The organism is Collinsella sp. AM09-41, assembly GCF_003473245.1.
Classification (GTDB): domain Bacteria; phylum Actinomycetota; class Coriobacteriia; order Coriobacteriales; family Coriobacteriaceae; genus Collinsella.
The window spans coordinates 26,534-50,480 of sequence record NZ_QRMJ01000009.1 but is presented as its reverse complement, the minus strand read 5'-3'; the positions used below and the strand labels follow the sequence as shown (position 1 = coordinate 50,480).

Sequence of the window (23,947 nt, the reverse complement as noted above, 5' to 3'; positions counted from 1 at the left end):
CGCACGGAGAGCACATTAAGTGCTCTCCGGCTCGTGCGGAACTCGCGATCGACTTCGCATGCCGCCGGGCAGCCGGGGCCGACACGGGGCTCCAAGCTTGTCAAAAAAGCGGTCGGCGCGCAGATGCGCCGACCGCCGATATATGGGGTCTGATATTTTCTACCAGCTAGGGCCTCTTACTCGTCTAGGAGATCTTCTGGCATGTCGTTGCCGTCGCCTAGATCGACAGGGGTTTCTTCGGGGGCAGAGCCGTCTTCTGTGTCTTCGCCTTCGGGCTTCTCCTTGACGGCCGTCATGCGGGCGACGGCGCATACGCGGTCGTTGTCGTCGACGGTCATCATCTTGACGCCCTGGGTAGCGCGGCCAGTCTGGCTAATCTCATCGGTCTTGACGCGAATGACCGTCGCGCCCTCCGTCACGATGAACAACTCGTGCTGCGGGCCCACCGTCTTCATGGCCGCGAGGTTGCCCTTACGCTCGGTCATTTGGATGGTGTAGACGCCCTGGCCGCCGCGATTCTGCTCCGGGTAGTCCGCGACCGGCGTGCGCTTGCCGTAGCCGCGCTCGGTGATGACGAATAGATCGCCGTTGCCGTTAGTGACTTCCATGCCCAGAACGCTCACGCCGTCCTTCATACCGATACCGCGAACGCCGCTAGTATCGCGGCCGGTGGCGCGCACCTGCTCCTCGGAGAACATGATCGCCTTGCCCGCGGTGGTGGCCAGGATAATCTTGTCGCCCTCGCGCACGCGGCGCACGTTCAGCAGCGCGTCGTCGTCACGCAGGTTGATAGCGATCAGGCCGTCGCGGCGGCTGCGGTCATATGCGCTCATTACGGTCTTCTTGACCATGCCGCTCTTGGTGGCAAACATCAGGTACTCGTCGGCAGGGAACTCGCGGCAGCTGATGACGCTCGCGATCTTCTCGCCCTCCTCGAAGGGCAGCAGGTTGACGATTGCGGTACCGCGCGCCTGGCGCGTACCCACCGGCAGCTCGTGCACCTTCAGGCGATAGACCTTACCCTTGCTCGAGAAGAACAGCACGTACTCGTGCGTGGACGCGATGAACATCTCGTCGATGACGTCGTCCTCTTTGAGGTTGACGCCCGACACGCCCTTGCCGCCGCGCTTCTGGGCGCGGTAGGCGGCCACCGGGATGCGCTTGACATAGCCGGTGTGGGTGATGGTCACGACCATGTCCTCATCGGCAATGAGGTCCTCGACGTCCAGGTCCTTCTCGACATGGCTGATCTCGGTGCGGCGCTTATCGCCGAACTTCTTGGAGATCTCGCGCATCTCTTCCTTAATGACGCCCAGGATCTTCTCCTCGTGCGCCAGCAGGTCCTCGTAGTAGGCGATGGCGCGGCGCAGGCCGTCCAGCTCTTCCTGGATCTTGTCGCGCTCCAGGCCGGTCAGGCGGCGCAGCTTCATCTCGAGGATGGCCGTGGTCTGCTCGGGCGTAAAGCCAAAGCGCTCGATCAGGCGGCTGCTGGCCTCGGAGTCGGTCTGCGAGGAGCGGATGATGCTGATGACCTCGTCGATATGGTCAAGGGCCATCAGGTAGCCCTCAAGGATATGCGCGCGGGCCTGGGCCTTCTTAAGGTCGAAGCGGGTGCGGCGGGTGACGACGTCGACCTGGTGGTCGATGTAGTGCTGCAGCATCTCGCGCAGACTCAGGCATTTGGGAACGCCGTTGACAAGCGCCAGGTTGTTGGCGCCAAAGGTCGTCTGCAGCGAGGTGTACTTGTACAGGTTGTTGAGCACGACCTGCGGGATGACGCCCTTCTTGAGTTCGATGACCAGACGGATACCCTTCTGGTTGGACTCATCGCGCATATCCGAGATGCCCTCGATGCGCTTGTCGTTGACGAGCTGGGCGATCTTCTCCTGCAGGGTGCCCTTGTTGACCATGTAGGGGATCTCGGTAAAGACCAGGCGGCTGCGGCCGGTCTTGGTGGACTCCACGTGAGCCTTGGCGCGCACGGTAATGGAGCCGCGGCCGGTCTCGTAGCTCTGCTTAATGCCGGCGCTGCCCATGATGATGGCGCCGGTGGGGAAGTCCGGACCGGGCATGATCTGCATGAGCTCGTCGACGGTGGCTTCGGGGTTGTCGATCAGGTAGCAGGTGGCCTCGATCGCCTCGGTGAGGTTGTGCGGGGCGATGTTGGTGGCCATGCCGACGGCGATGCCCTGGCTGCCGTTGACCAGCAGGTTGGGGAAGCGCGCAGGCAGCGCCACGGGCTCGGCGAGTGATTCGTCGTAGTTGGGCTGCCAGTCGACGGTATCCTTCTGCAGGTCACGCAGCAGCTCCATGGCGGGCTTTGCCAGGCGGCTCTCGGTGTAACGCATGGCTGCCGCGCCGTCGCCGTCGATGTTGCCGAAGTTGCCGTGACCGTCGATGAGCGGCGTGCGCATGGAGAACCACTGCGCCAGGCGAACCATGGCCTCGTAGACCGCGGAGTCACCGTGCGGGTGGTACTTACCGATAACTTCGCCGACCGTCCAGGCCGACTTCTTGTGTGGGCGGTTGGGGTAGATGCCGCTCTCGTTCATTGCGTACAGGATGCGGCGGTGCACCGGCTTTAAGCCGTCGCGCACGTCCGGCAGGGCGCGGGCCGTAATGACCGACATCGAATACTCGATGAACGACTGCTTCATCTCGCGGCCAAACTCCGAAATCTGGAGCTGGCCGCCGTTGATATCCTCACCGGCCGAGGCACCACGGTCGACTTCGCCAAAGCTCTCCTCGAGCTCGGCGTCGTCTTCTTCCTCATCATCATCGGCATCGGGGTTATAGGCGTCCGGATCGCCGTCCTCGCCCTGCTCAGCACGGGCAAGCAGGCGCCTCAGATCGTCGGGCATGCCGGCGTCGCCGGCCTCGCCCATGCCCTCGTTATTGTTGATATCGTCTGCCACGTTACCTCCTCATGGTTTGCGTGGTCCATTAGTTCCCTGCCACGGAGACGGCTTTTCCAGGTGCCGCAGATTCGCTCGAAAGAGGAGGGAAGCGTACTTGGGTACGCGACCGACGATTGAGGGCGAAGGTGCGGTGGCTGGGAAAGCCGAACAGGTTAGGCGTCTAAGAAGCGCGCATCGTGCGCGTGTTTTTCAATGTACTCGCGGCGATAGCCGACCTCGGAACCCATCAGCTCGCGCACGGCGCGGTCCGCCACCACGGCGTCCTCGATCGACACGCGCTGCAGGATGCGGGTCTTGGGATCCATCGTCGTCGAGGCGAGCTGCTTGGGGTCCATCTCGCCCAGACCCTTGTAGCGCTGGACGGTATAGCCCTTGCGCTTCTTGGTGATCTTGCCATCCTTGGCCTTGCCGTCTTCGTCGTTATCGTCGGGGTTCAGGCCCAGACTCTGGATGGTGTCGCGCAGGATCTCGTCTTCGGGCTGGCGGCCATTGGGATACACGTAGTGGATCTTGTTGCGCACCTTAATGCCAAAGATGGGCGGGCAGGCGACATAGACGTAGCCGGCATCGATCAGCGGACGCATGTACTTGTAGAAGAACGTCAGCAGCAGAATGCGGATGTGCGCACCGTCGACGTCTGCATCGGTCATGATGATGATCTTGTGGTAGCGCGCCTTGGTGATATCGAAGTCGCCGCCGTCGCCGGCACTCGTCGTGACGCCGCAGCCAATCGCGGTAATCAGCGACTGGATGGTGTCACTCGAGAACGCGCGATGGTCACCAACGCGCTCGACGTTCAGAATCTTGCCGCGCAGGGGCAGAATCGCCTGGATGTCTCGGCGACGGCCGTCCTTGGCCGAACCGCCTGCCGAGTCGCCCTCTACGATGAAGAGCTCGGTCAGCTCGGCATCGCGCACCGAGCAGTCAGCGAGCTTACCGGGCAGGGATGCCGTCTCGAGCAGGCTCTTGCGGCGGGTCGCCTCGCGCGCCTTGCGGGCGGCGTTGCGCGCCTTGCAGGCCTGTTGCGCCTTCTTGACGATCTCACGAGCGGGCTTGGGATGCTCCTCGAGGTAATCGGTAAGGCCGTCGGTCACGATCTTGAGCGTGAGCGCGCGCATATAGGAGCTGCCGAGCTTGGCCTTGGTCTGGCCCTCAAACTGCGGATCGGGCAGCTTGACCGAGATAACGGCCGAAAGGCCCTCGCGCACATCGTCGCCGGTCAGGTTGGCGTCTTTTTCCTTGAGCAGGTTCTGCTTGCGCGCGTAATCGTTGATCACACGGGTGAGCGCGGTGCGGAAGCCCTCAAGGTGCATGCCGCCCTCGGGAGTGTAGATGTCGTTGGCAAACGACATGACGTTCTCGCCGTAGCCGCTATTCCACTGCAGGGAAACCTCGACCTCGCCCATCTTGGCCACAGGCGCGTCCGGGTCCGACTTGCCCTCGATGTAGATGGGCTCCTTAAAGGCCTCGGGGACGTCCTTGCCCTCGTTGAGGAACTTGACGAAGTCGATGATGCCACCCTCGTAGCAAAACTCCTCCACGTGGGGAGTCGCCTCGCGCTCGTCGGTCAGCACGATTTTGAGGTTCTTATTGAGGAACGCTGTCTCCTGCAGACGGTTGTGCAGCGTATCGAAATCGTAGATGCAGGTCTCGAAGATCTCGTCGTCGGGCCAGAAGGTGACGGTGGTGCCCGTCGAATCCGAGGTGCCTACGACCTCCATCTTCTTGACGGTCTTGCCGCGCGAGAACTCCATCTCGTAGGTGTTGCCATCGCGACGAACCTGAACGACCACGCGCTTGGACAGTGCGTTGACGACGGAGATGCCCACGCCGTGCAGGCCGCCCGAGACCTTATAGGCCGAGTTATCGAACTTACCGCCGGCGTGCAGGATCGTCATGACGACCTCGAGCGTCGGGATCTTTTTAACAGGGTGCTCGTCGACGGGGATGCCGCGCCCGTCGTCGACGACCGTGATGGAGTTGTCGGCGTGGACCGTCACCTGGATCTCGGTGCAGAAACCGGCCATGGCCTCGTCGACGGAGTTGTCAACGATCTCCCACACCAGGTGATGCAGACCGCTGGCGCTCGTCGAGCCGATATACATGCCCGGGCGCTTACGAACGGCCTCGAGACCTTCGAGAATCTTAATCTCGCCGCCATCGTAATCGTTTTCGTTTGCCACACGTCCTCCTTCAGTCAAGAAAATGTGTACAGCCTTACTAGTTTATCGTAAAAAAATACCCTCGGGAACGAGGGTATTTGGCTCTACAAGGCCGCCAGATGCGATTTAAGGCTCTTTTTTGCTTTGCACGCCCTTGGCCCACTCGGCACTGGCTCTCATGGCGTTCTCGAGGGCCTCGCGCAGTTTTTGGTCTTCGATGGGCGCCACTTGGCGCTCGATCTCGGTACGCTCGGCCTCACTTAGGTCGGCGTGCGGGGCCGGCGATCGCTCGGTCGTCGCCGGGCGCAGGCGCTCCTTGGCGGCGGGCGGCGTGTGACCGGGCGCGGTGGTTTTGAACACCAGGCCGTCCACATGCGCACCGGCGCGCTCCATGCGCGCGCGGATGATCTCGCGCAACAACGTCATTTCCTGCGTCCACGAGGGCGAGTCGAGATACACCAGCAGCTCATTGGACTCGGGCAGGTAGCGCAGTCCCGTCACATGCCGCCCCTCGCGCGTGCCCGAGCACACCGCGTTCCATGCGCGATAGACCGTGCGCGACTCCTCGGCGGCCTCCATCTGCGCACGGCGCTCAGGGGTCGCAGCCGCCAGGATGCGCTGGCGCTCTGCGTTCAAAAACCCGCTGAAGGCGACCGTTTCGCTCTCGCTCTCGTAATTAGCACGTCTCACCCATGCTCACCACCTTGGCTCGATCAAGCAGGTCATCGGTAAAGTACCCCAGGTTGGTCGTAGTTATGACCGTCTGGATATCATCGCCGATCAGCCGCAGGAAAGCGCCACGCCGGTCGCCGTCGAGCTCGCTCATCACGTCGTCCAAAAGCAGCAGCGGGGCGGTGCCCAGGACATCGCGAGCCACGGCCACCTCGGCCACCTTCCAGGACAGTACCAGCGTGCGCTGCTGTCCTTGGCTGGCAAATGAACGGGCGGAGCGACCCGCCACGGTGAACTCGATCTCGTCGCGATGCGGTCCCACCAACGTCACGCCGCGGCGAATTTCCTCGTCGGCATGCTCGTCAAGGGCGGCCAGCATGCGCTCGTACGCCCAACCCTTCAGCTCTTCGCGATCCTCGACCTGGGGCAAATCCCCCAGCGTGGACGCATAGGTCACGTTGGCAGCCTCGCCGGACGCCACTTGCCCGTAGGCAGTGTGCACATGGCCCGCCAGCCGGTCGAGTAGGGCCAACCGGTGCACGAGCAGGGCCGAGCCCGCGCGAGCAATCGAATCGTTCCACGCGCCGAGCATCTCGCGACAGCACCAGGTCTCCTTGAGCAGGGCGTTACGCTGGGTCACGCAGCGCCCATAGGTGCTCGCAAGATCGGCATAACGCGCGCTCAGCTGCATGCCAAAGTCATCGAGGGCGGCGCGGCGCACACTGGCGCCTCGCTTAACCATGTCCAGATGGTCGGGGCAAAACAGCACGCTCGGCAGAATCCCGCGCACACCGGCGGCAGAGCATCTCTTGCCGTTGCGACTAAACGAGCGCTTACCGTCCTCCGCGCTCAATCCCATATCAAGCACGCGGCCGTCGCCCTCGAGCCTCAGCTCGATCTTGCACGGGCCCACGCCGTCATGGACGAGCTCGGCTGCAGTCGGATGCCTAAACGAGGCGCCGCTCGTCAGCAGCTGCAGCGCCTCTATGAGATTGGTCTTTCCCGCCGCGTTGGGTCCCGCAAGTATCGTCACGCCCTCGTCCAGGGCAAGGCGATAGCTATCGAAGCTGCGGTAGTGCGCGACGGAAAGATCGCGGGCGAACATGGTCATGGCGCAGCGCTAGATGCGGACCGGCATGACCAGGTACAGGTAGTTGATCTTGTCGTAGGACTTGAAGATGCCCGCCTGCGAGTAGCTCTTGAGCTCCAGCGTGATCTCCTTCTCCTTGGACAGGGCATTGAGGCAGCCGAAGATGTAGTGGTAGTTGAAGGCGATGGTACCCGACTCGCCCTCAGCCTCGACATCGATCGTCTCCTGCGCAAGGTCCTGGTCATTGGAAATGGAGGACAGGCCCATCTGCCCGTTCTCGGCATCGATCTCGAACTTGACGGCGGGGTTGGCGCTCGCGATAACGGCCACGCGCTTGAGGGCGGCGTTAAAGGCGGCGACATCGATCTTGACGCTCGTCACGCACGAATCGGGGATGAGCTGCTTGTAGTTGGGGTACACGCCCTCGATGCGACGCGACACGTAGGTGGTGTTGCCGGCCTCGAAGACGACCTGGGTGTCGGTAGCCCCGATCATGATGGTCGCCTGGCTGGCCATGATGTTCAGCGCGTCGTTAAAGGCGTCAGCCGGAACGTTGAGCTCAAAGGAGCCCTCGAGGGTCGAGGTCTCGACCTGCGTATCGCACACGGCCAAGCGGAAGGAATCGGTCGCCACCAGGCGTACGGTGTTGTTCTCGACCTTCATGTGCACGCCGCCCAGGATGGGGCGAGCCTTGTCGGTCGAGGTGACGCGCCACACGCGGCCGACCATTTCGGACAAGACATCGGTCGGCAGCTCCACGGCACTCTCGATGGCATAGGCCGGAAACTCGGGGAAGTCATTGGCATCGAGCGTGTTCAGCCTAAAAGAGCTCTTCTCGCAACCAATCAGCACCTGGCGCTCGGACAGCTCAAAGGTGACCGGGGCATCGGGGAGGGTCTTGGTGATATTGGAGAGCATCTTACAGGGGATAACCATCTCGCCCTCTTCTTCGACATGCGCCGCGATGCGATGACGGATCGAGATAGTGTAGTTAGAGGTCTGGAATTCCAAGATGCCGTCTTGGGCCTTAACGAGCACGCCCGACAGGATGGGAAGGGTGGATGCCGAAGCGACACCCTTCATAACGACGCCGATGGCTTGTGTAAGCGAGCTCTGGCTGACGGTGAACTTCATCTTTTAATACCTTTCTATAGATATAAATATCTTAATAATAGTAATAGCACTGACGAAACTGTTGATTACTCCCAAAGACGCAGGTCAGACCAAGAAAGAGAATCGACAGCAACCTGTGTGCAACAGGGGTGGTTTTCCACGTTCAAAACCTGCGCAAAACTTTTCATCACCGCGGGTTGGGTTTTAGACACCTTATGCCCGTGGTTTCGACAAGTTTTCAACAGGTGTCTCTATTTCCCTACGAGCGCAGTGTAATTTTATCGCGCAGCGACTTGAGGTCTTCGGTGACGGTGCGGTCTTCCTGGATCATCTTCTGGACCTTTTTGTAACTCGTGCTGACGGTCGAGTGGTTGCGGTTGCCAAATTCGGCGCCCACCGCCGTGGTCGTCATCTCGCACATCTCGATGGCCAGGTAGATAGCGATATGGCGTGCTTTGGCGATATTGGCGTTGCGACGCGGGCCGATGAGCTCCTCGTGCGTCACGCCGTACTGCTCTTCGATGACGGACTGAACCGTCTGGACGTTGATCTTTTTGGCCGATGTGTCAAAGTACTGGCTGGCGATGGCGTCGATATCGTCAAAGGTGAGCTCCCCGCCCTCGCGCTCGCGGTCGCCCGCCTCGCCGGCGCAGCGCTCGCAAAAGCTCTCGAGTTCGCGGATGTTGGTGCCCGAGACCTCGGCCATATGTTTAAAGTGCTCGTCGGTTAGGTGCCCGCCGTCGCCCCCATAGGCCGCCAGCAGCGAGTCGTCGCCTGCCTCGGGAGCGGCGACGATGGTGTTCTCGTAATAGCGCTGCAAGATCTTGTATTTCATTTCGTAGCTGGGCTCTGCGACCAGGCAGAGCATGCCGGCGTTGAAGCGGCTGGTTAGACGCTCGTCCATGCTCAGGTCCTTGGGGGCGCGGTCTGCCGCGATGACGACCTTCTTGTTGTTGCGGATGAACTCGTCCATGAGCTGGAAAAAGTAGTCCACGCTCGCGCGCTTGCCGATGATGTTTTGGATGTCGTCGATGATGAGCACGTCCACGCCGTGGTACGCCTGCATGATGGGGGCGTTGCTCTTCTTTTGGCGGTCGAACTCGGTCATCAGGTCGTCCAGATATGCCTGGGAGTTGGCATACTTGACCTTGATCTCGGGCGACTTTTCGGCGAGCTCGTTTTTGATGGCAAGCAGCAGGTGCGTCTTGCCCAGGCCCGATTTGCCGTAGATGAACAGTGATGTGCACGTGCCCCGCTCGTCCGCGAGGGCGGCAAACTTGAGTGCCGAGCGATAGGCATGGCTGTTCTCGGGGCCGTAGACAAAGTTCTCAAAGGTAAATTTTGAGTTCGCGGCGAGCGGGGCTCCATCCGTATTCTGTTCGGCCGGCGCGGTCGGTGCTGGCATGGGTGAAGCGGGGGTCGCAGCTTGCGTGGATTTAGTTGGCGCTCCGCCCTTCATCTGGTTCATCATGCGACGAAAATCATCGGCCGAGAGCGTGTTCTTGATTGCAATGCCCGAATCCGCGCCCGTCGTTGCGTCATGAGCGATGGGCATGTGCGTGACGGGTGCGTTCGTTGACGTCGCCGCCGCGGTCGGCAACGGTGCCATGGTTTCACGGGAAACATCGCTGTGCTGGTGCTCGATTGCCGGCACGTCGCCTGCGGAGGCCGGCGCCGCCGGGGAAGCAGCGGGAGCCGTGGCGGATTCCGCTGCGGCGCCTTGCGGTGCCACGATGTCGAGCGCAATCGGTGCAAAGGCGATTTCTTCCAGATAGGCCTCAATGGTCGGCTGATGCTTTTTGAGCTGCGCGATGGCAAAGCGCGAGGGGGCCTCGATCGTGAGCGTATCTTCGGTCAGGCTTATGGCGCGCGATTGCCCCAGCATGCTGATGAGGCGTGCATCTTGGCCGTCGCGCTGGCAAAAGGCGATGGCATCCCCCAGGATGATGCTTGCTTCCTCGTCCACTGTCTCTCCCGTTCTTTAGCTCTGAGCTCGCACGCGAGCGGCGCCGAGTTCGGTCAGATGGTATTTCTGGCCATGCTTGATGACCAAGCCGGCCTGCGCCAAGTCATTGAGCGTGCGTGACCAAGTGGGGGCCGAGTTTCCAAACGCCCTCGCCAGATCGGTAGCACCGCATGCTTGATTTTGCGCCAGATAGCCCAGCGCGGCGTTGCCGCGATCGCTTACGAACACGTCCGGTTGTGGCTGCGCATACTGATTTGCTGCATTAGGATACATCATTTGAGCTGCTGGTTGTTGAGAACTCTGCATCGGCGGCATTTGCTGTTGAAAACTTTGAGGCCACTGTTGGTAAGGCTGCGGAGGCATCTGCTGGGCCCAGGGGTTGTACTGCTGCTGCGGCATCTGCTGGTACGGCTGCTGATATCCCTGCTGGTACTGCTGCGGGAACTGCTGGCCATACCCCAGTGGCGGCATCTGCTGATATGGATATCCCTGTTGGTACGGCTGATAGCCCATTTGCTGGCCACCCGGCGCCCCCGTCGCCTGCTGCATTGCTGCTGTATCCTGATCCGCCAGCGGCATGGCCTGTGGCACGTTTGGCGGCATCGACATCGACGCCGCCTGGGGCTCTTGTGTAGGAAGCATTCCGGGCTGCTGCATCTGTCCCACGCGGGGCTGCATCTGTTGCGTTGCCATGGGCTGCTGCGCAAAAGCTCCCGGCAGGGGATATGTGGGCTGCTCCGTCTCGGGCCGCACGGCAGCACCGCGCCCGCCGGCGCGTTCGATTTCCTGCACGCGTTTAGGGTCCAGGCTTACCGTAACCACGGTGCCGTTGCCCATGTTGTCCTCGATGGACACGGCCCCGCCGGCGTTTTCCAAATACTCCTGCACCATGGGAAACCCTGCTCCGGTTCCACGGATATAGCGCTTCATCTTGCTGTTTGCGCTGGTAACGCCAAAGTCGAAAGCACGCTCCTTGTCGTCGATGCCGGGTCCTTGGTCAGCAAAGCGGATGGTGTCTCCGCCGTCCAGAATCGAGATGATGGGCTCGGCAAAGTGCGCGTGGATAAAGTTTTCGACAATCTCGCGGATGACCATGAGCGAGATATGGCCACCTTGTTCTTTCATGCACTGGTAGACGGTGTTGGTCGTCTCTTCCAAATACGTGCGGACATCTTGCGGATCAATGACGATCACACGCGGTGTCGACAGCATGTCGTCATAGACGGCGATGCGCGCGGCGTACATGGCTTTTGGCGCCTGCGTGGTCGTCTGCTCGCCTTCCTCACGCTCTTCGCGCACGCCGGTGATGTGCTCGTTGTCGGGTGCCGGGTCTCCGGAATCGACCATGGTGTAAAAGTCGTCAGACATGCCGCTCGCAATCTTTCAAAAGGTTTCGAACAAATAGTAGCTCACCGTGCAATGTTTCTCATCTTTCGACAACTTTCCAAAACCTGTTGAAAACTTTGGAAAACGGACGAAAAGTTCTCAACATTGCCAACATGACCTGTTGAAAACTCGATGAAATATCGTGAAAAGTTGCCATGCACCGCTAAATCGAGCTCGGCTTATGGGGGAACCGTGTGAACTGCGCAACCTTTTACCTTTGATTTCTTGACATTTGAACATTGATTTCCCTACAATCTTCAAGCTCACGTGTCTATATCTGCGTCCGCGCCCCCGCGGACACTCGAAATGCAGCAGGAGGAACTTAAGATGAAGCGTACGTATCAGCCTAATAAGCGTAAGCGTGCCAAGACCCATGGCTTCCGTGCCCGTATGGCCACTAAGGGTGGTCGTGCCGTGCTCGCCCGTCGTCGCGCCAAGGGCCGCAAGCGTCTCACTGTCTAGCAGCGATACACACATCTCGCATGAAGACTATTAAGTCTCGGCAAGATTTCGAGCATGTGTTCAGTCAGGGGCGTCGTTTCAATCACCCTCTGATTCGAATGACCATATGTGAATCGGTTGGCGAAGGCGACTCCGGAAGGGTCGCCTTCGTTGGTGCTAAACGGGTCGGTTGTGCTGTCGTGCGCAACCGTTCTAAGCGTGTGATGCGCGAGGCCGCCCGCAGCTGTGGATTTCCCGTTGCGGGTTATGACATCATCTTGTTCGCAACTCCCAAGACGAGGGTTTCCTCGCCGCAGGAGATGGACAATGCATTGCGTTCGCTTATGAAACGCGCCGGCGTTGCCGGGGAGGAGCGATGAGCAATCACGTTTTGCGACGTGTTGCCATCGCTCCTATTCGCATATATCAACAGGTTATTTCGCCCTTATTGCCTGACGCCTGCATTTATTACCCAACGTGCTCGCAATACGCCGTCCAGGCGATTGAGAAGTACGGTGTTTTGAGAGGCTGCTGGCTTGCCGTGAGGCGCATCGCTCGCTGCAATCCCCTGCACGTCGGCGGTTATGACCCTGTGCCCTAGCGGGCACTCGCTATCGGAGGAAAACTTACATGTGGGATTGGATCGTTAACATCCTTTTCGAGCTGCTCAAGCTCATCCAGACCTTTGCGGTCGACTGGGGCCTGTCCATTATCATCCTGGTGGTCATCATCCGTCTGCTGCTGACGCCGCTTATGCTCAAGTCGACTAAGTCGACGGCACGCATGCAGGTGCTGCAGCCCAAGATGCTCGAGATCCAGGAGCGCTATGCCGACGATCCCCAGCGTCAGGCCGAGGAAATGCAGAAGTTCTACAGCGAGAACAAGTTCAACCCGATGGCTGGTTGTCTGCCGCTGTTGATTCAGATGCCTGTCCTGTTCGCCCTATTTACGCTGCTGCGTAACCTGCCGGACTACTTTAACGACGGCACGTTCTCGTTCTTTAATATTCTGCCCGACCTGACCACCACGCCGAGTGCCTCCTTTGCCGATGGCTTTATGGTCGCGCTGCCTGCGCTGGTCTGCCTGATCCTGTTCGCTGTCCTGACCCTGATTCCGCAGCTCTATATGTCGCGCAACCAGACCGGCCAGCAGGCTCAGAGCATGCGTATGATGGCCGTTGTCATGACGGTCATGATGCTTTGGATGGGCTGGAGCCTTCCCGTTGGTGTTCTGCTGTACTACGACGTCTCGTCTGCTTGGCAGGTTATCCAGCAGATTTTTGTGACGCAGAAGGTCATCGACAAGGCGAAGGCCGATGAGGAGGAGCGCCTTAAGAACGCGCCGCTGCAGGTTGAGGTTACTCGTCGCGAGAAGAAGCCGCGCCCGCACAAGAAGAAGTAGTGGGATATCAATCTTATTTAGGTACCTAACTTTTGGAGTACGTTATGTCTGAAGAGATCATCGAGGATATGCTTGAGGAGGTTGCCCCGCAGGTCGCGGGCGATTATCCCGAGATTGCACAGCGCTACAAGGCCGGTGAAGAGCTGACCGACGAGGAGCTCGACACCATTGCCGATGTCGCGATTTCCATCCTGCGTTCCATCCTTTCGCACTTCGATGCCGCCAACTCTCCTATCGATGAGTATGAGGGCGACGAGGGTGAGCTGATTCTGGATGTAACGGCTCCCGACCTTGCTGTTCTCATTGGCCGTCATGGTCGCACCCTTGATGCCCTTCAGGTTATGTTCTCATTGCTGGTGAGCCGCAAGCTCGGCTTTAGGTATCCGGTTGTAGTGGACGTCGAGGGATACAAGAGCCGCCGTCAGGACAAGGTTGCCTCCATGGCTCAGTCTGCTGCCGAGCGTGCCATCCGCACTCATAAGAGTGTTTCGCTTCCGCCCATGAATGCCTACGAGCGCCGACTGGTTCACATTGCACTTCGTGGCAATGACGCCGTCGATACTCATTCTGAGGGTTCTGACCCCGATCGCCATGTGGTGATTGTTGCTCGATAATCTACTCGAGCTTATGCTAAGGGGACGTGGTTTCCACGTCCCCTTTTTTTGTCAAAAGTTCTCGATACACTGATTTTTGTCAGAAAGGAGCTTTCGTTGTTAGTACTTACTGATCAGCAGGCTGACGAGATGCTGAGTCGCCTAACTTCCTATTGCAAAGAGTATTCCTTGAGCGTAACTGATACTGAGCTGAGGAAATGTATTCAACATTTGGATTTGGTTCTGGAAACAAATAAGACAACCAATCTCACCCGTATTCTTAACATAGAAGATGCTGCGGTACTTCATATCCTCGACTCACTTGTTTTGCTCCCCTATATCAATAAGGCTCCTGAGGGAGCTTTGCTCGATATGGGAACAGGTGCGGGCTTCCCTGGTATTCCGTTAACCATAACCATGCATCGTAAAGCTACTTATATTGACTCTGTTGGTAAGAAGGTTGATGCTGTCAATTCTTTTGTTGATGTTCTTGGATTGAAACATGCTCATGCGGTTCATGATCGCCTTGAAGAATATGCTCGAAGCCATAAGAAGCAGTTTTCTGTCGTAACCGCCCGCGCACTTGCCCCTCTACCGATTCTTGTTGAGTATGCTGCTCCGTTCCTCAAAGACGGAGGGCTATTTGTTATCACCAAGGGTCATCCTTCGGATGAGGAGCTTGCTTCCGGCATGTCAGCAGCTAAGATTTGCGGCTTCACTTTGCTTCTGAATGACGCAATCGATTTGCCTGAGGGCTTGGGCCACAGGGAGTTCATTGTTCTTAAAAAGAGTCATCCGGCATCCGTTTCATTGCCTCGTGCAAATGGCATGGCAAGGAAGAATCCGCTTGCCTAGATGTTTCACGTGAAACATAATGGATACTAACAACTTGCAGTGTTTCACGTGAAACATGGCGGTTGATATCGAATCGGAATGTTTCACGTGAAACATCCTCCGTTTGACAGCTTTAATACACACCAGGAGGGACCGTGGGATTTCGCGACGTTAAGCGTTCTAAGAGCGCAAAAGACACGCGTATCATTGCAATCATCAATCAAAAAGGCGGCGTCGGTAAGTCAACGACGGCTGTGAACCTTGCAGCAGCACTGGGTGAGCAGGGTCGTAAGACACTGATTGTCGATTTTGATCCGCAGGGAAACAGCACCAGTGGATTTGGAATTGAAAAAGAAGACCTTGATCGCTGCATCTATGATGCATTGTTGAATGATGTGCCGGCAGAATCGCTTGTTCTTGATACAAATTGCAAAAAGGTATTCGTAATTCCAGCTACGATTCAGCTTGCAGGTGCCGAAATTGAGCTCGTAAGCGCAATTGCTCGTGAAACCCGCCTCAAAGATTTGCTTGAGCCGATTCAGGACGAGTTCGATTTTATTTTCATTGACTGTCCTCCTTCGCTCGGCCTGCTTACAATCAATGCCTTGACAGCAGCAGACAGCGTTTTGATTCCGATCCAGTGCGAGTACTATGCACTCGAGGGCGTTACGAAGCTGCTAGAGTCAATGAAGATGGTCAAATCACGTCTGAACAAGGGCTTAGACACCTATGGTGTGCTTATGACCATGTATGACTCGCGTACTTCTCTATCGAATCAGGTTGTTGAGGAGGTTCAATCATACTTTGGTGATAAGGCATTTAAGACGCTAATCCCCCGTACGGTTAAAATCTCCGAAGCTCCGTCTTTTGGAGAACCGGTAATTACCTATGCACCTCAAAATAAGGGTGCAAAAGCGTATATGAACCTTGCAAAAGAGGTGATCAAGCGTGCCTAGTGTAAAGAAACGTGGCGGATTGGGACGTGGACTCAATGCTTTGGTCTCAGAGGCCGAGTATGAGACCGGTGGTTCTGCTGTATCTGCTTCAAATGCCGCATCTGTAACAAAACTACCTATTGAGGATATCGTTCCCAACCCTAATCAACCGCGAATTCATTTTAATGAAACTGAACTTCGCGAGTTGAGCGAGTCAATCCAAGAGCATGGCGTTTTGCAGCCGCTCTTGGTTCGCAAGCATGGAAACGGCTATGAGATTATCGCTGGTGAGCGTCGTTACCAGGCGTCAAAGCTTGCTGGTCTTGAGGAGCTGCCTGTCATCATTAAAGATGTTAATGATGAAGAGATGCTGGCTCTTGCTCTTATCGAAAACCTTCAGCGTTCTGATCTGAATCCCGTCGAAGAGGCTAAGGGCTATCGCCAGCTCATTGATGCCAGCGGTATGACCCAGGAGGCATTGTCGAAGGCAGTAAGCAAATCACGCTCTGCAATTACAAATTCGTTGCGCCTTCTTGATCTCCCTGAAGTAGTTCAGCAGATGATTTTTGAGGGTAAACTTACTGCTGGTCATGCACGTGCGATTCTTGCAGTTCCCTATGAGGATGCTCGAATTCGACTTGCAGAAAAGGTTGTTGCAGAGGGCCTTTCCGTAAGAGCGACAGAAAATCTTGCTCCATTGTTTTCTGCCGGAGAGACGCCTAAGACGCCGAGGCCTGCAACGCCTCAGTCTTTTAAAAAGGCTGCCCGTGTGCTTCGCCAGGTATTTAATACCAACGTGCGTGTGAAGAGCTCGCGTGGAAAGAATAAGATTGAAATTGAGTTTAAAGACGAAGAAGAGCTTTCTCGTATTCTTGGTGAAATGATTCAGTTTGATCAAAGGGGCCAAGATGAGGAATAAGATTATTACTGCGATTGCATTGGCGACGACTGTCGCTGCTGGTGCCTTTGCTGGCTATAAGATCGCGACAGACGATGAACTTCGGGGTCGTTTGCTTCGTAGCACGCAAGATATCGTCGATACTTCAAAGAAGAAAATGGATGTTATGACAGAAGATGTTGCCATGCGTACTGCTCAGGTAACGAAGAATCCCAAGATTAATCAAGGTTGGGTTAGCAACCAATGGGAAAATGTAGGCTATTAGGTACCTAACAATTACCCTGCATATTTTAAGGGGTCCTTGTCTGATTCATGAGACAAGGGCCCTTTATTTTGTCCGTAAAAAATGGGAAAGGTAGCAGTTGGTCCAAAATTGAGGTCGATAAATGAAACGGTCCCGGTTGCATATCCTGCAACCGGGACCGTTCGATGTTTCACATGAAACGTATTGGGGTGCGACTCCCCTATGCGTTCTTCTGAACTTTGAAGCGCTGCTTCAGCTGTCCACAAGCGGCGTCAATATCGTTACCACGGGAGTTACGAATCGTGGTCTCGATGCCACGAGACTCAAGACGACGCTGAAGATCCTCAACCTTATGAATCGGCGACGGCTTGAGCGGGCTGCCCTCGATGTCGTTAAGCTGAATCAGGTTAACGTGGCACAGCGTTCCCTCGCAGAAGTCGCAGAGCGCCTGCATCTCGGGATTCGTATCGTTGACGCCTTCGATCATGGCATACTCATAGGTCGGGCGGCGGCCAGTCTTCTCGGTGTAGAGCTGAAGCGCTTCGTGAAGGCGAAGCAGCGTGTATTTCTTAACACCGGGCATGAGCTTATTGCGCGTCGACTGGATGGCGGAATGCAGGGAAACGGCAAGCGTGAACTGCTCGGGGATATCGGCAAATTTGCGAATACCGGGAATAACGCCGCTGGTAGAGACGGTGAGGTGACGAGCGCCGATACCGATGCCATCGGGGTCGTTGAGGATACGCAGTGCCTTGAGAACCTCGTCGTAGTTGGCAAACGGCTCGCCCTGGCCCATGAAGACAACGCTTGTGGCACGCTCGCCAAAGTCGTTGGATACATGAAGCACCTGGTCGACGATCTCTTGAGCGGTCAGAGAGCGCTTGAGGCCGTTGAGACCGGTAGCGCAAAAGGCACAGCCCATGCCGCAGCCTGCCTGGGTGGAAACGCAGACGGAAAGTTTGTTACGGCGGGGCATGCCGACAGTCTCGACGGAAATGCCATCGTGGTACTCGAGCAGATACTTGCGCGAGCCATCTTTGGAAACCTGCTTGGTGATTTCAGTCGGCGTATCAAAGGCAAAAGCCTCTTTAAGCTGCACACGGAAAGCCTTGGGGAGGTTGGTCATATCGTCAAACGAACAAACGTTCTTCTCAAAGACCCATTCGATGAGCTGCTTCGCGCGGAAGGCGGGCTGGCCAAGTTCGGCCACGAGCTCGCGAATATCGTTTTGGCTCAAGTCGCGAATGTCCTGAGATTTAGTCCTGGGATTCATGGAAGCCTTTCGATTTTGGGGAAACGTAGAGGGTATCGCTACAATATGGTATCAGCTGCAGAAATTATAGAGGAGGAGTCTGCCCATGCCGGGTAAAAGCCTAGAGAACATGCACGTAGCGGTCTTGGCGGGCGGTCATTCCGCCGAGCGCGAGATCTCGCTCGATTCGGGAAAGAACGTTGTGGTGGCACTGAAGGAAGCCGGCTACACCTCGGTGGAGCTGCTTGACACGGCCGCTGATGACTTTATGGTAACCATGGCGAACGGCGGATTCGATGTGGCATTTATCGCCATGCACGGCGCCGGCGGTGAGGATGGCGCCATGCAGGGTGCCATGGAGACCCTGGGTATCCCCTACACGGCCTCGGGCGTACTTGCCAGCGCCTGCGGTGCCGACAAGGAGGTCTCTAAGCTCCTATACGCCAAGGCGGGCATTCCCATTGCCCCCGGCCTTGCGCTCGAGGTGGGCGATGAAGTCGATATCGATCATATCGTCGAGGTTTGTGGCGAGCGCTGCTTTGTGAAGCCGGCCGTCAACGGTTCCAGCTATGGCATTTCTCTGGTCCATGAGCCCTCCGAGCTGCCCGCGGCAATCGCCAAGGCGTTTGAGTACGGCGACAAAGTGCTGGTCGAGAAGTGCATCGAGGGTACCGAGATCACCGTCGGCGTATACGGCGAAGATGACGTGCGCGCCCTGCCGATTGTCGAGATTCGTAAGCCCGAGGACTGCGAGTTCTACGATCTGGACGTGAAGTATGTCGACCCTACGGATATCCATCGCATTCCGGCGCAGATTTCACCCGAGAATTACGCTCGCGCTCAGGAGCTTGCCTGCGCCGCTCACAAGGCCCTCGGTTGCCTGGGTATCTCGCGCAGCGACTTTATTGTGAGCGAGGACGGCCCCGTTATCCTCGAGACCAATACCATTCCCGGCATGACCGATACGTCGCTGTATCCGGATGAGATCCGCCACACCGACGACATGACGTTCCCGCAGGTCTGTGACAGCCTGATCCGTATGGGCCTTCGTCGAGCGGGCATTGCATGCTAATCGAGGACGCGGTTTCGTCAGGAACGCCGCAGTTTGTCATCGACTCCTATGCCACGCTTGCCGACCGCGCCAAAACGCAGTCCTTCGGCCTTATCGAGGAAGATGTGATTGTCCTCGATACCGAGACCACGGGTCTTTCGGTGCAGGACAACGAGCTGATCGAGATCTCGGCGGCCCGTCTTTCGGGCCGCGAGGTCATCGACCGCTTCGATACCTTCGTGCATCCCAAACAGCTGATTCCCGCCGAGATTACCGAGCTCACGAGCATTACAAATGCCGATGTGGCAGATGCCCCGTCGGCGGTTGAGGCCGTCGCCGCTCTCGCCGATTTTGTCGGTGGCTGCCCGGTGATCGCACACAACGCCACGTTCGACCGCTCGTTTATCGAGTCGGTCAAAGGCGGCGTCAACGTGAGCGATATTTGGATCGATTCGCTGGCGCTGTCGCGCATCGCGCTTCCGCGCCTGGCCTCGCACAAGCTGTCTTTTATGGCCGATCTGTTTGGCTGTGACTCGGTGTCACACCGTGCCAATGCCGACGTCGACGCCCTGTGTGGCGTATGGCGCGTGTTGCTCGTGGCGCTCACCGACTTGCCCCAGGGCCTCATGGCGCGCCTAGCCGACATGCATCCGGACGTGCCTTGGTCCTATCGCCCTATCTTCTCGTTCTTGGCAGGGCAGAACCCTGGTTCTATCTTCTCCCTCAGCGCCGCTCGTGCTGACGTTCTCAAGGCCGATCGCGCCGACGATCGGGTGGACGCCGACGAACTGCCGGTCCTCAAGATGCCGAGTCGTGAGGAGATTGAGGCGGACTATGCGCCAGGTGGCCTGGTCAATCGCATGTATCCCACCTACGAGCCGCGTGATGAGCAGATCGCGATGGCGCTCGAGGTCCGCGATGCGCTGGTCACGGGCACTCATCGTGTAATTGAGGCGGGCACAGGCGTCGGCAAATCGATGGCCTATCTGGTGCCTTTTGCCGAGGCAGCACGCCGTAACAACATCACGGTTGGTATTGCGACCAAATCGAACAATCTTGCCGACCAGCTCATGTACCATGAGCTGCCAAAACTTGCCGAGCAACTGAACGGTGGTCTGTCATTTTGCGCTCTCAAGGGGTATGACCACTATCCGTGCCTGCGCAAGCTCGAGCGCATGAGCCGCGGCCAGGTCGAGATCACCACCAAGCGCGATCCGGCGGACACGCTCACGGCGGTCGCGGTCATTATGGCGTACGTCTGCCAATCAGCCGATGGCGACCTCGACTCGCTCGGCATTCGGTGGCGCAGCGTCAACCGTCCCGACTTTACGACGGCCTCGCGCGAGTGTGCTCGTCGCCTCTGCCCGTTTTTCCCTGATAAATGTTTGGTCCACGGTGCTCGCCGTCGTGCGGCGCATGCCGATGTGGTGGTCACCAACCATTCCCTGCTGTTCCGTAACGTCGCGGCCGAGGGCAGGATTTTGCCTCCGATTCGTCATTGGGTAATCGACGAGGCCCATTCCATCGAGCGCGAGGCGCGCCGTCAGTGGGCGCGCGTGGTGTCGGCGGACGAATCACGCGTCCTGTTCGAGCGCCTGGGTGGCTCGAGCACCGGCGCACTAAGCCAGGTTTCCCGTGATTTGGCAACCTCCGAGGGCTCTACGCTCTATCTGGGCCTTACTGCCAAGGCGACGTCGACGGTTGCCCGCGCGAGCATGGCAATCGCCGACGTGTTCGATGGCGTTCGCGAGCTCGGCCGCCGTGCGCGTGGGGGTTATGACAATGCCAATCTATGGATTGGCCCCGAGCTGCGCGAATCAGACGACTGGCATGATTTCTTACAGTCGGCCTACACTGGCATCGACGCATTGGAACAAGCTGACAAGAGCGTCGACGCGCTGGTGCAAGCCGTCGCCGCCGACAAGCCCGAGGTTGTTGTCGACCTGGGTGATATCTCGCGCCGCCTGCACGAGCTGGCCGAGAACCTCAAACTCATCATTGATGGCACCGATGAGCACTACGTGTATTCGCTGCAGGTCAATCGCAGACTTCGTGCCGGCGGAGAGTCGATGACCGCAGAGCGCATCGACATTGGCGAGGCTTTGGCAACCGAGTGGCTACCCGAGGTTCACACGGCTATCTTTGCCTCGGCGACCATGACGGTGTCCAAAAGCTTTGAGCACTTTAACCATGCGGTCGGCCTTGATCGCATCGGTGCTTCAACGTCGTCATCGCTGCACTTGGATTCGAGCTACGACTTCGATTCGAACATGGCTGTAGTCGTTGCGGGCGATATCCCCGATCCGCGCGATCGTGAGAGCTATCTTACGGCGCTCGAGCGCGTACTGGTCGACGCCCATCTTGCCATGGGCGGATCGGTGCTCACGTTGTTCACCAATCGGCGCGACATGGAGGACCTATACGCCCGCGTTGAGCCCAAGATGGCCCGTGCGGGTCTGGAGCTCAACTGCCAGCAGCGCAACTCATCTCCTCGTCGCCTGCGCGACCGGTTTATCAACGAACCGACCTCGTCGCTTTTTGCGCTCAAGGCCTTCTGGGAGGGGTTTGATGCCAGCGGCGAGACGCTGCGCTGCGTCATCATTCCCAAGTTGCCGTTCTCAAGCCCCACGGACCCGCTCTCGTGCGAGCGCAACCTGCGCGAAGACCGCGCATGGGCGCGCTATTCGCTGCCCGAGGCGGTGCTCGAGGTTAAGCAGGCCGCGGGGCGTTTGATTCGCTCGTCGACCGATAGCGGTGTGCTGATCTTGGCGGATCCTCGCCTGGTGACGAAGGGCTATGGCAAGAAGTTCTTAACGTCGCTGCCCACGAGCTCCTACCAGCGCATCGAATCGGCGCAGATTGGGCACTATCTACAGCTGTGGCGTGCACGCCACGAGCGGCGGCGCTAAAGCGGACAGACGAGGGTTTTTGCCATATCGCACAGACGCTTTGACAGGGCGGGGTCATCCAAGATGCGGATGGCTCCGCCCGCTGCGATTATCTGGCTCAGCAGCCAACGCTCGGAGCCGTAATGTACGGTTACCGTTGCCATGTCTGTCCCGCTGCGCTTGATTAGGGTGATGCCGGCCCAGTCCAGATGCTCCGCCATATCGAATGGCATCAAGAGCTTTGCGCTGCGCTGCGTCCGGGCAAGGGAATCGTGGAGGGATGCGACGTCCGGTGCGTGAGGCACGACGGAGTCTTCCGTTAAGGCGAGTCCCTCGATTTTATCCATGCGATAGGTGCGCTGCTCATCGACTGCGATGTCCCAGGCAATCAGGTATGTTTGGTCGCCGTTTGCCGTAATGCGCAAGGGGTCGACCAGACGCTCGCGTGGCCGTGCATCGTCCATCGAGCGATACGAGATGCGGCAGCGAACGCCGTCCTGAATGGCGCAGCTCAGCTGCTGCCAGTGCGACCCGTGGTTGACGGTGTCAAAGACGCGCTGGTTATAGCCGAGCTCTTCGGGTAGAAGAGCATGTCGAATTCGAGCCGCCGCCTGGGGCTCGATCCCCAACGATTCAAGTTCGTGGTTGAGCACAGCGCCCTCGGCGGCACTCAGGCGCAGCGGTAGTACACGCCCGGCGTCACCGGTGAGGACCACGCGCTCGCCGTGGCATTCGCAGATGATGCGCGCACCCGATTCTCGGTCCGCGAGCGTCGAGACGATCTCGAGAATCTCGTCGAGCGACGCCCCCGTGATGTCAAAGCGACTGCAAATCTCGGTTCGAGTCATGCCGTTCTCGCCGGCGGCGTAGAGGGCCTCCATGATGTCGATGGCGCGCGAGAGCCTCTGCTCGCTGGTGAGTTTACGCACGGGCATGCTCGTGCACCGTCCTTTCAATGAGGCGGTTCCACGCCTGCTTGAGCGATTTGGGGGCCATGGGCCTCATGCCGTCCATGGCGTGGGCCATGCAAAATGAGGCGGCGGCTTCAAGATCGCGCACGTCAACGGTCCAAGTCCATCCCGAATCGGTGTGTGCGAGCTCACCTCGCCCGCGCGTGAGGCCGTTGATCATATCGATCTGCGTCTGCGGGGCGAACGAGAACGTAGCCGCAACGGGCGGGCGGTCGGCAAAATCGAATTCAAAGAACAGGTAGTCGCTGAGGTTGAAGTCCGCAGGGATAGCGTAGGCCTTTGAGGGGCGCCAAGCGCGAACGATACGGTCGCAGCGGAATGTCCTGATGTCGTCGGTGGCATTGTCGAGGCCGCAGAAGTACGCAACGCCCTCGCGCTCGAACATGCCGTAGACGCAGACGGTACGCTCTTTCTGCTCACCGCGTCCGTTCTGATATAAAAATCGCAGCGCGCATCGCTCGGCAAAGGCGCTCCATACCGCATCGACGGTGGGAGAGCGGCGGATCAGTGCTTCGTCTACCGCCGACACGCCGGTGAGGTAGGCAATCTTGGAACGAATATCGGCAAGCGGCGCGGCAAAAGTGGATGAGCCGGCCGCTATTGTCTGGTCGATAGCGTTGAGCAGAATATCGGCGTCGTCTGCGGTGATGAGGCCGCCTGCCGCAAACGTGTGCTCGCGGTCGATTGTCCATGAGCTTTCCTCGGTCTCCTGCGCGCCGGCGGGGCGAACCTCCTTGATTAAGATGCCGCGTTCGAGCAGTTTGTCACGATCGCGCCGAAACTTGCGCTTATCCGAGTCGATATTGCCCGAGCCATATCCCAGGTCAGAATCCAAGACGATCTGCTCGGTCGTCAGCGGTTCGGGGGAGCTGTTGAGCACAAAGAAAAGATTGAGGATGCGCTGAGCCGTTTTATCGAAACTGGGCTCCGAATTCCCCTTTTTAATTGTCGCGGTCGCGTCGCTTGCCGTCATAGAGTCCTCGCATGAGAAGGTGGTTTGCTGCCATGATTTTAGTCCGATATGGAGATTAGGCTATATCCTTGTCCGCTCGGGGCGTTAAGATGGCCCGAATTCGGTCGTTTGCGCTCGCTCGGGGTATACTTTCGACTATATACGGTTCTAATGTGCATG

General features: G+C 58.2%; 21 protein-coding genes. 11 read left to right on the top strand and 10 right to left on the bottom strand.

Features of this window, described 5'->3' with window-relative positions:
• Positions 1–176 precede the first annotated feature (176 nt).
• The 7 genes from gyrA to DW112_RS09020 form a co-directional block, all read right to left on the bottom strand.
• Complete coding sequence (gene gyrA / locus DW112_RS09050) at positions 177–2,885, bottom strand: DNA gyrase subunit A (RefSeq protein ID WP_199585364.1); 2,709 nt, start codon at positions 2,883–2,885, stop codon at positions 177–179.
• A gap of 185 nt (positions 2,886–3,070) precedes the next feature.
• On the bottom strand, positions 3,071–5,101 hold the full coding sequence (gyrB, locus tag DW112_RS09045) for a DNA topoisomerase (ATP-hydrolyzing) subunit B (RefSeq protein ID WP_118270861.1): 2,031 nt from the start codon (positions 5,099–5,101) through the stop codon (positions 3,071–3,073).
• Positions 5,102–5,206: 105 nt separating this feature from the next.
• Complete coding sequence (locus tag DW112_RS09040; RefSeq protein WP_118328815.1) at positions 5,207–5,770, bottom strand: DciA family protein; 564 nt, start codon at positions 5,768–5,770, stop codon at positions 5,207–5,209.
• Positions 5,757–6,863, bottom strand: coding sequence for a DNA replication/repair protein RecF (locus DW112_RS09035; RefSeq protein ID WP_118328814.1), 1,107 nt, complete (start codon positions 6,861–6,863; stop codon positions 5,757–5,759). The genes DW112_RS09040 and DW112_RS09035 overlap by 14 nt, the downstream gene beginning before the upstream one ends.
• Positions 6,864–6,872: 9 nt before the next feature.
• The gene (gene dnaN / locus DW112_RS09030) at positions 6,873–7,976 is read right to left on the bottom strand and encodes a DNA polymerase III subunit beta (RefSeq protein WP_118328813.1); all 1,104 of its coding nucleotides are present in this window, start codon (positions 7,974–7,976) and stop codon (positions 6,873–6,875) included.
• 238 nt (positions 7,977–8,214) lie between these two features.
• On the bottom strand, positions 8,215–9,921 hold the full coding sequence (locus DW112_RS09025; RefSeq protein WP_118328812.1) for a DnaA ATPase domain-containing protein: 1,707 nt from the start codon (positions 9,919–9,921) through the stop codon (positions 8,215–8,217).
• Between the two features lie 15 nt (positions 9,922–9,936).
• Positions 9,937–11,289, bottom strand: a complete 1,353-nt coding sequence (locus tag DW112_RS09020; protein ID WP_118328811.1) for an ATP-binding protein — start codon at positions 11,287–11,289, stop codon at positions 9,937–9,939.
• A 345-nt stretch (positions 11,290–11,634) separates the two neighbouring features.
• Between DW112_RS09020 and rpmH the strand changes: the two genes are divergently transcribed.
• From rpmH to DW112_RS08975, 9 genes are all read left to right on the top strand, one after another.
• On the top strand, positions 11,635–11,769 hold the full coding sequence (gene rpmH, locus DW112_RS09015; RefSeq protein WP_019127408.1) for a 50S ribosomal protein L34: 135 nt from the start codon (positions 11,635–11,637) through the stop codon (positions 11,767–11,769).
• A 20-nt stretch (positions 11,770–11,789) separates the two neighbouring features.
• A complete protein-coding gene (gene rnpA, locus DW112_RS09010) occupies positions 11,790–12,128 on the top strand; it encodes a ribonuclease P protein component (protein ID WP_118328810.1) in 339 nt (112 codons plus the stop codon).
• Positions 12,125–12,349, top strand: coding sequence for a membrane protein insertion efficiency factor YidD (gene yidD / locus DW112_RS09005; protein WP_022093804.1), 225 nt, complete (start codon positions 12,125–12,127; stop codon positions 12,347–12,349). Before rnpA ends, yidD begins: the two co-directional genes overlap by 4 nt.
• Positions 12,350–12,378: 29 nt before the next feature.
• Entirely contained in the window at positions 12,379–13,149 is a 771-nt protein-coding gene (locus DW112_RS09000; protein WP_055251326.1) for a YidC/Oxa1 family membrane protein insertase, read from the top strand.
• Positions 13,150–13,193: 44 nt separating this feature from the next.
• Positions 13,194–13,763, top strand: coding sequence for a R3H domain-containing nucleic acid-binding protein (locus DW112_RS08995; protein WP_022093802.1), 570 nt, complete (start codon positions 13,194–13,196; stop codon positions 13,761–13,763).
• A gap of 168 nt (positions 13,764–13,931) precedes the next feature.
• Positions 13,932–14,597, top strand: a complete 666-nt coding sequence (gene rsmG, locus DW112_RS08990) for a 16S rRNA (guanine(527)-N(7))-methyltransferase RsmG (RefSeq protein ID WP_233545901.1) — start codon at positions 13,932–13,934, stop codon at positions 14,595–14,597.
• Positions 14,598–14,731: 134 nt separating this feature from the next.
• The gene (locus tag DW112_RS08985; RefSeq protein WP_117584022.1) at positions 14,732–15,532 is read left to right on the top strand and encodes a ParA family protein; all 801 of its coding nucleotides are present in this window, start codon (positions 14,732–14,734) and stop codon (positions 15,530–15,532) included.
• Positions 15,525–16,430, top strand: a complete 906-nt coding sequence (locus DW112_RS08980; protein ID WP_199585360.1) for a ParB/RepB/Spo0J family partition protein — start codon at positions 15,525–15,527, stop codon at positions 16,428–16,430. The genes DW112_RS08985 and DW112_RS08980 overlap by 8 nt, the downstream gene beginning before the upstream one ends.
• Complete coding sequence (locus DW112_RS08975; protein ID WP_118328808.1) at positions 16,420–16,674, top strand: hypothetical protein; 255 nt, start codon at positions 16,420–16,422, stop codon at positions 16,672–16,674. Before DW112_RS08980 ends, DW112_RS08975 begins: the two co-directional genes overlap by 11 nt.
• Before the next feature lie 199 nt (positions 16,675–16,873).
• Here DW112_RS08975 and rlmN read toward each other — a convergent pair whose 3' ends face one another.
• A complete protein-coding gene (gene rlmN / locus DW112_RS08970; RefSeq protein WP_118328807.1) occupies positions 16,874–17,926 on the bottom strand; it encodes a 23S rRNA (adenine(2503)-C(2))-methyltransferase RlmN in 1,053 nt (350 codons plus the stop codon).
• 85 nt (positions 17,927–18,011) lie between these two features.
• Here rlmN and DW112_RS08965 point away from each other — a divergent pair, with 85 nt between their 5' ends.
• Together DW112_RS08965 and DW112_RS08960 are read left to right on the top strand one after the other, a co-directional pair.
• On the top strand, positions 18,012–18,977 hold the full coding sequence (locus DW112_RS08965) for a D-alanine--D-alanine ligase (protein WP_117647819.1): 966 nt from the start codon (positions 18,012–18,014) through the stop codon (positions 18,975–18,977).
• Positions 18,971–21,865: a helicase C-terminal domain-containing protein gene (locus tag DW112_RS08960; RefSeq protein ID WP_118328806.1), complete on the top strand. Its 2,895-nt coding sequence runs from the start codon at positions 18,971–18,973 to the stop codon at positions 21,863–21,865. The genes DW112_RS08965 and DW112_RS08960 overlap by 7 nt, the downstream gene beginning before the upstream one ends.
• Here the strand turns inward: DW112_RS08960 and DW112_RS08955 are convergent.
• Together DW112_RS08955 and DW112_RS08950 are read right to left on the bottom strand one after the other, a co-directional pair.
• Positions 21,862–22,779, bottom strand: coding sequence for a YafY family protein (locus DW112_RS08955; RefSeq protein WP_118328805.1), 918 nt, complete (start codon positions 22,777–22,779; stop codon positions 21,862–21,864). The genes DW112_RS08960 and DW112_RS08955 overlap by 4 nt on opposite strands.
• Positions 22,766–23,788, bottom strand: coding sequence for a YafY family protein (locus DW112_RS08950; protein WP_117655798.1), 1,023 nt, complete (start codon positions 23,786–23,788; stop codon positions 22,766–22,768). The genes DW112_RS08955 and DW112_RS08950 overlap by 14 nt, the downstream gene beginning before the upstream one ends.
• Between the last annotated feature and the right edge of the window lie 159 nt (positions 23,789–23,947).

What these genes read in the sequence shown, in the direction of transcription:
- gyrA (WP_199585364.1), bottom strand. Translation starts at nt 2,885, where the DNA reads ATGGGCGAGGCCGGCGACGCCGGCATGCCCGACGATCTGAGGCGCCTG.
- DW112_RS09035 (WP_118328814.1), bottom strand. Translation starts at nt 6,863, where the DNA reads ATGACCATGTTCGCCCGCGATCTTTCCGTCGCGCACTACCGCAGCTTC.
- dnaN (WP_118328813.1), bottom strand. Translation starts at nt 7,976, where the DNA reads ATGAAGTTCACCGTCAGCCAGAGCTCGCTTACACAAGCCATCGGCGTC.
- DW112_RS09020 (WP_118328811.1), bottom strand. Translation starts at nt 11,289, where the DNA reads ATGTCTGACGACTTTTACACCATGGTCGATTCCGGAGACCCGGCACCC.
- rpmH (WP_019127408.1), top strand. Translation starts at nt 11,635, where the DNA reads ATGAAGCGTACGTATCAGCCTAATAAGCGTAAGCGTGCCAAGACCCAT.
- rnpA (WP_118328810.1), top strand. Translation starts at nt 11,790, where the DNA reads ATGAAGACTATTAAGTCTCGGCAAGATTTCGAGCATGTGTTCAGTCAG.
- yidD (WP_022093804.1), top strand. Translation starts at nt 12,125, where the DNA reads ATGAGCAATCACGTTTTGCGACGTGTTGCCATCGCTCCTATTCGCATA.
- DW112_RS09000 (WP_055251326.1), top strand. Translation starts at nt 12,379, where the DNA reads ATGTGGGATTGGATCGTTAACATCCTTTTCGAGCTGCTCAAGCTCATC.
- DW112_RS08995 (WP_022093802.1), top strand. Translation starts at nt 13,194, where the DNA reads ATGTCTGAAGAGATCATCGAGGATATGCTTGAGGAGGTTGCCCCGCAG.
- DW112_RS08975 (WP_118328808.1), top strand. Translation starts at nt 16,420, where the DNA reads ATGAGGAATAAGATTATTACTGCGATTGCATTGGCGACGACTGTCGCT.
- rlmN (WP_118328807.1), bottom strand. Translation starts at nt 17,926, where the DNA reads ATGAATCCCAGGACTAAATCTCAGGACATTCGCGACTTGAGCCAAAAC.
- DW112_RS08965 (WP_117647819.1), top strand. Translation starts at nt 18,012, where the DNA reads ATGCCGGGTAAAAGCCTAGAGAACATGCACGTAGCGGTCTTGGCGGGC.
- DW112_RS08960 (WP_118328806.1), top strand. Translation starts at nt 18,971, where the DNA reads ATGCTAATCGAGGACGCGGTTTCGTCAGGAACGCCGCAGTTTGTCATC.
- DW112_RS08955 (WP_118328805.1), bottom strand. Translation starts at nt 22,779, where the DNA reads ATGCCCGTGCGTAAACTCACCAGCGAGCAGAGGCTCTCGCGCGCCATC.
- DW112_RS08950 (WP_117655798.1), bottom strand. Translation starts at nt 23,788, where the DNA reads ATGACGGCAAGCGACGCGACCGCGACAATTAAAAAGGGGAATTCGGAG.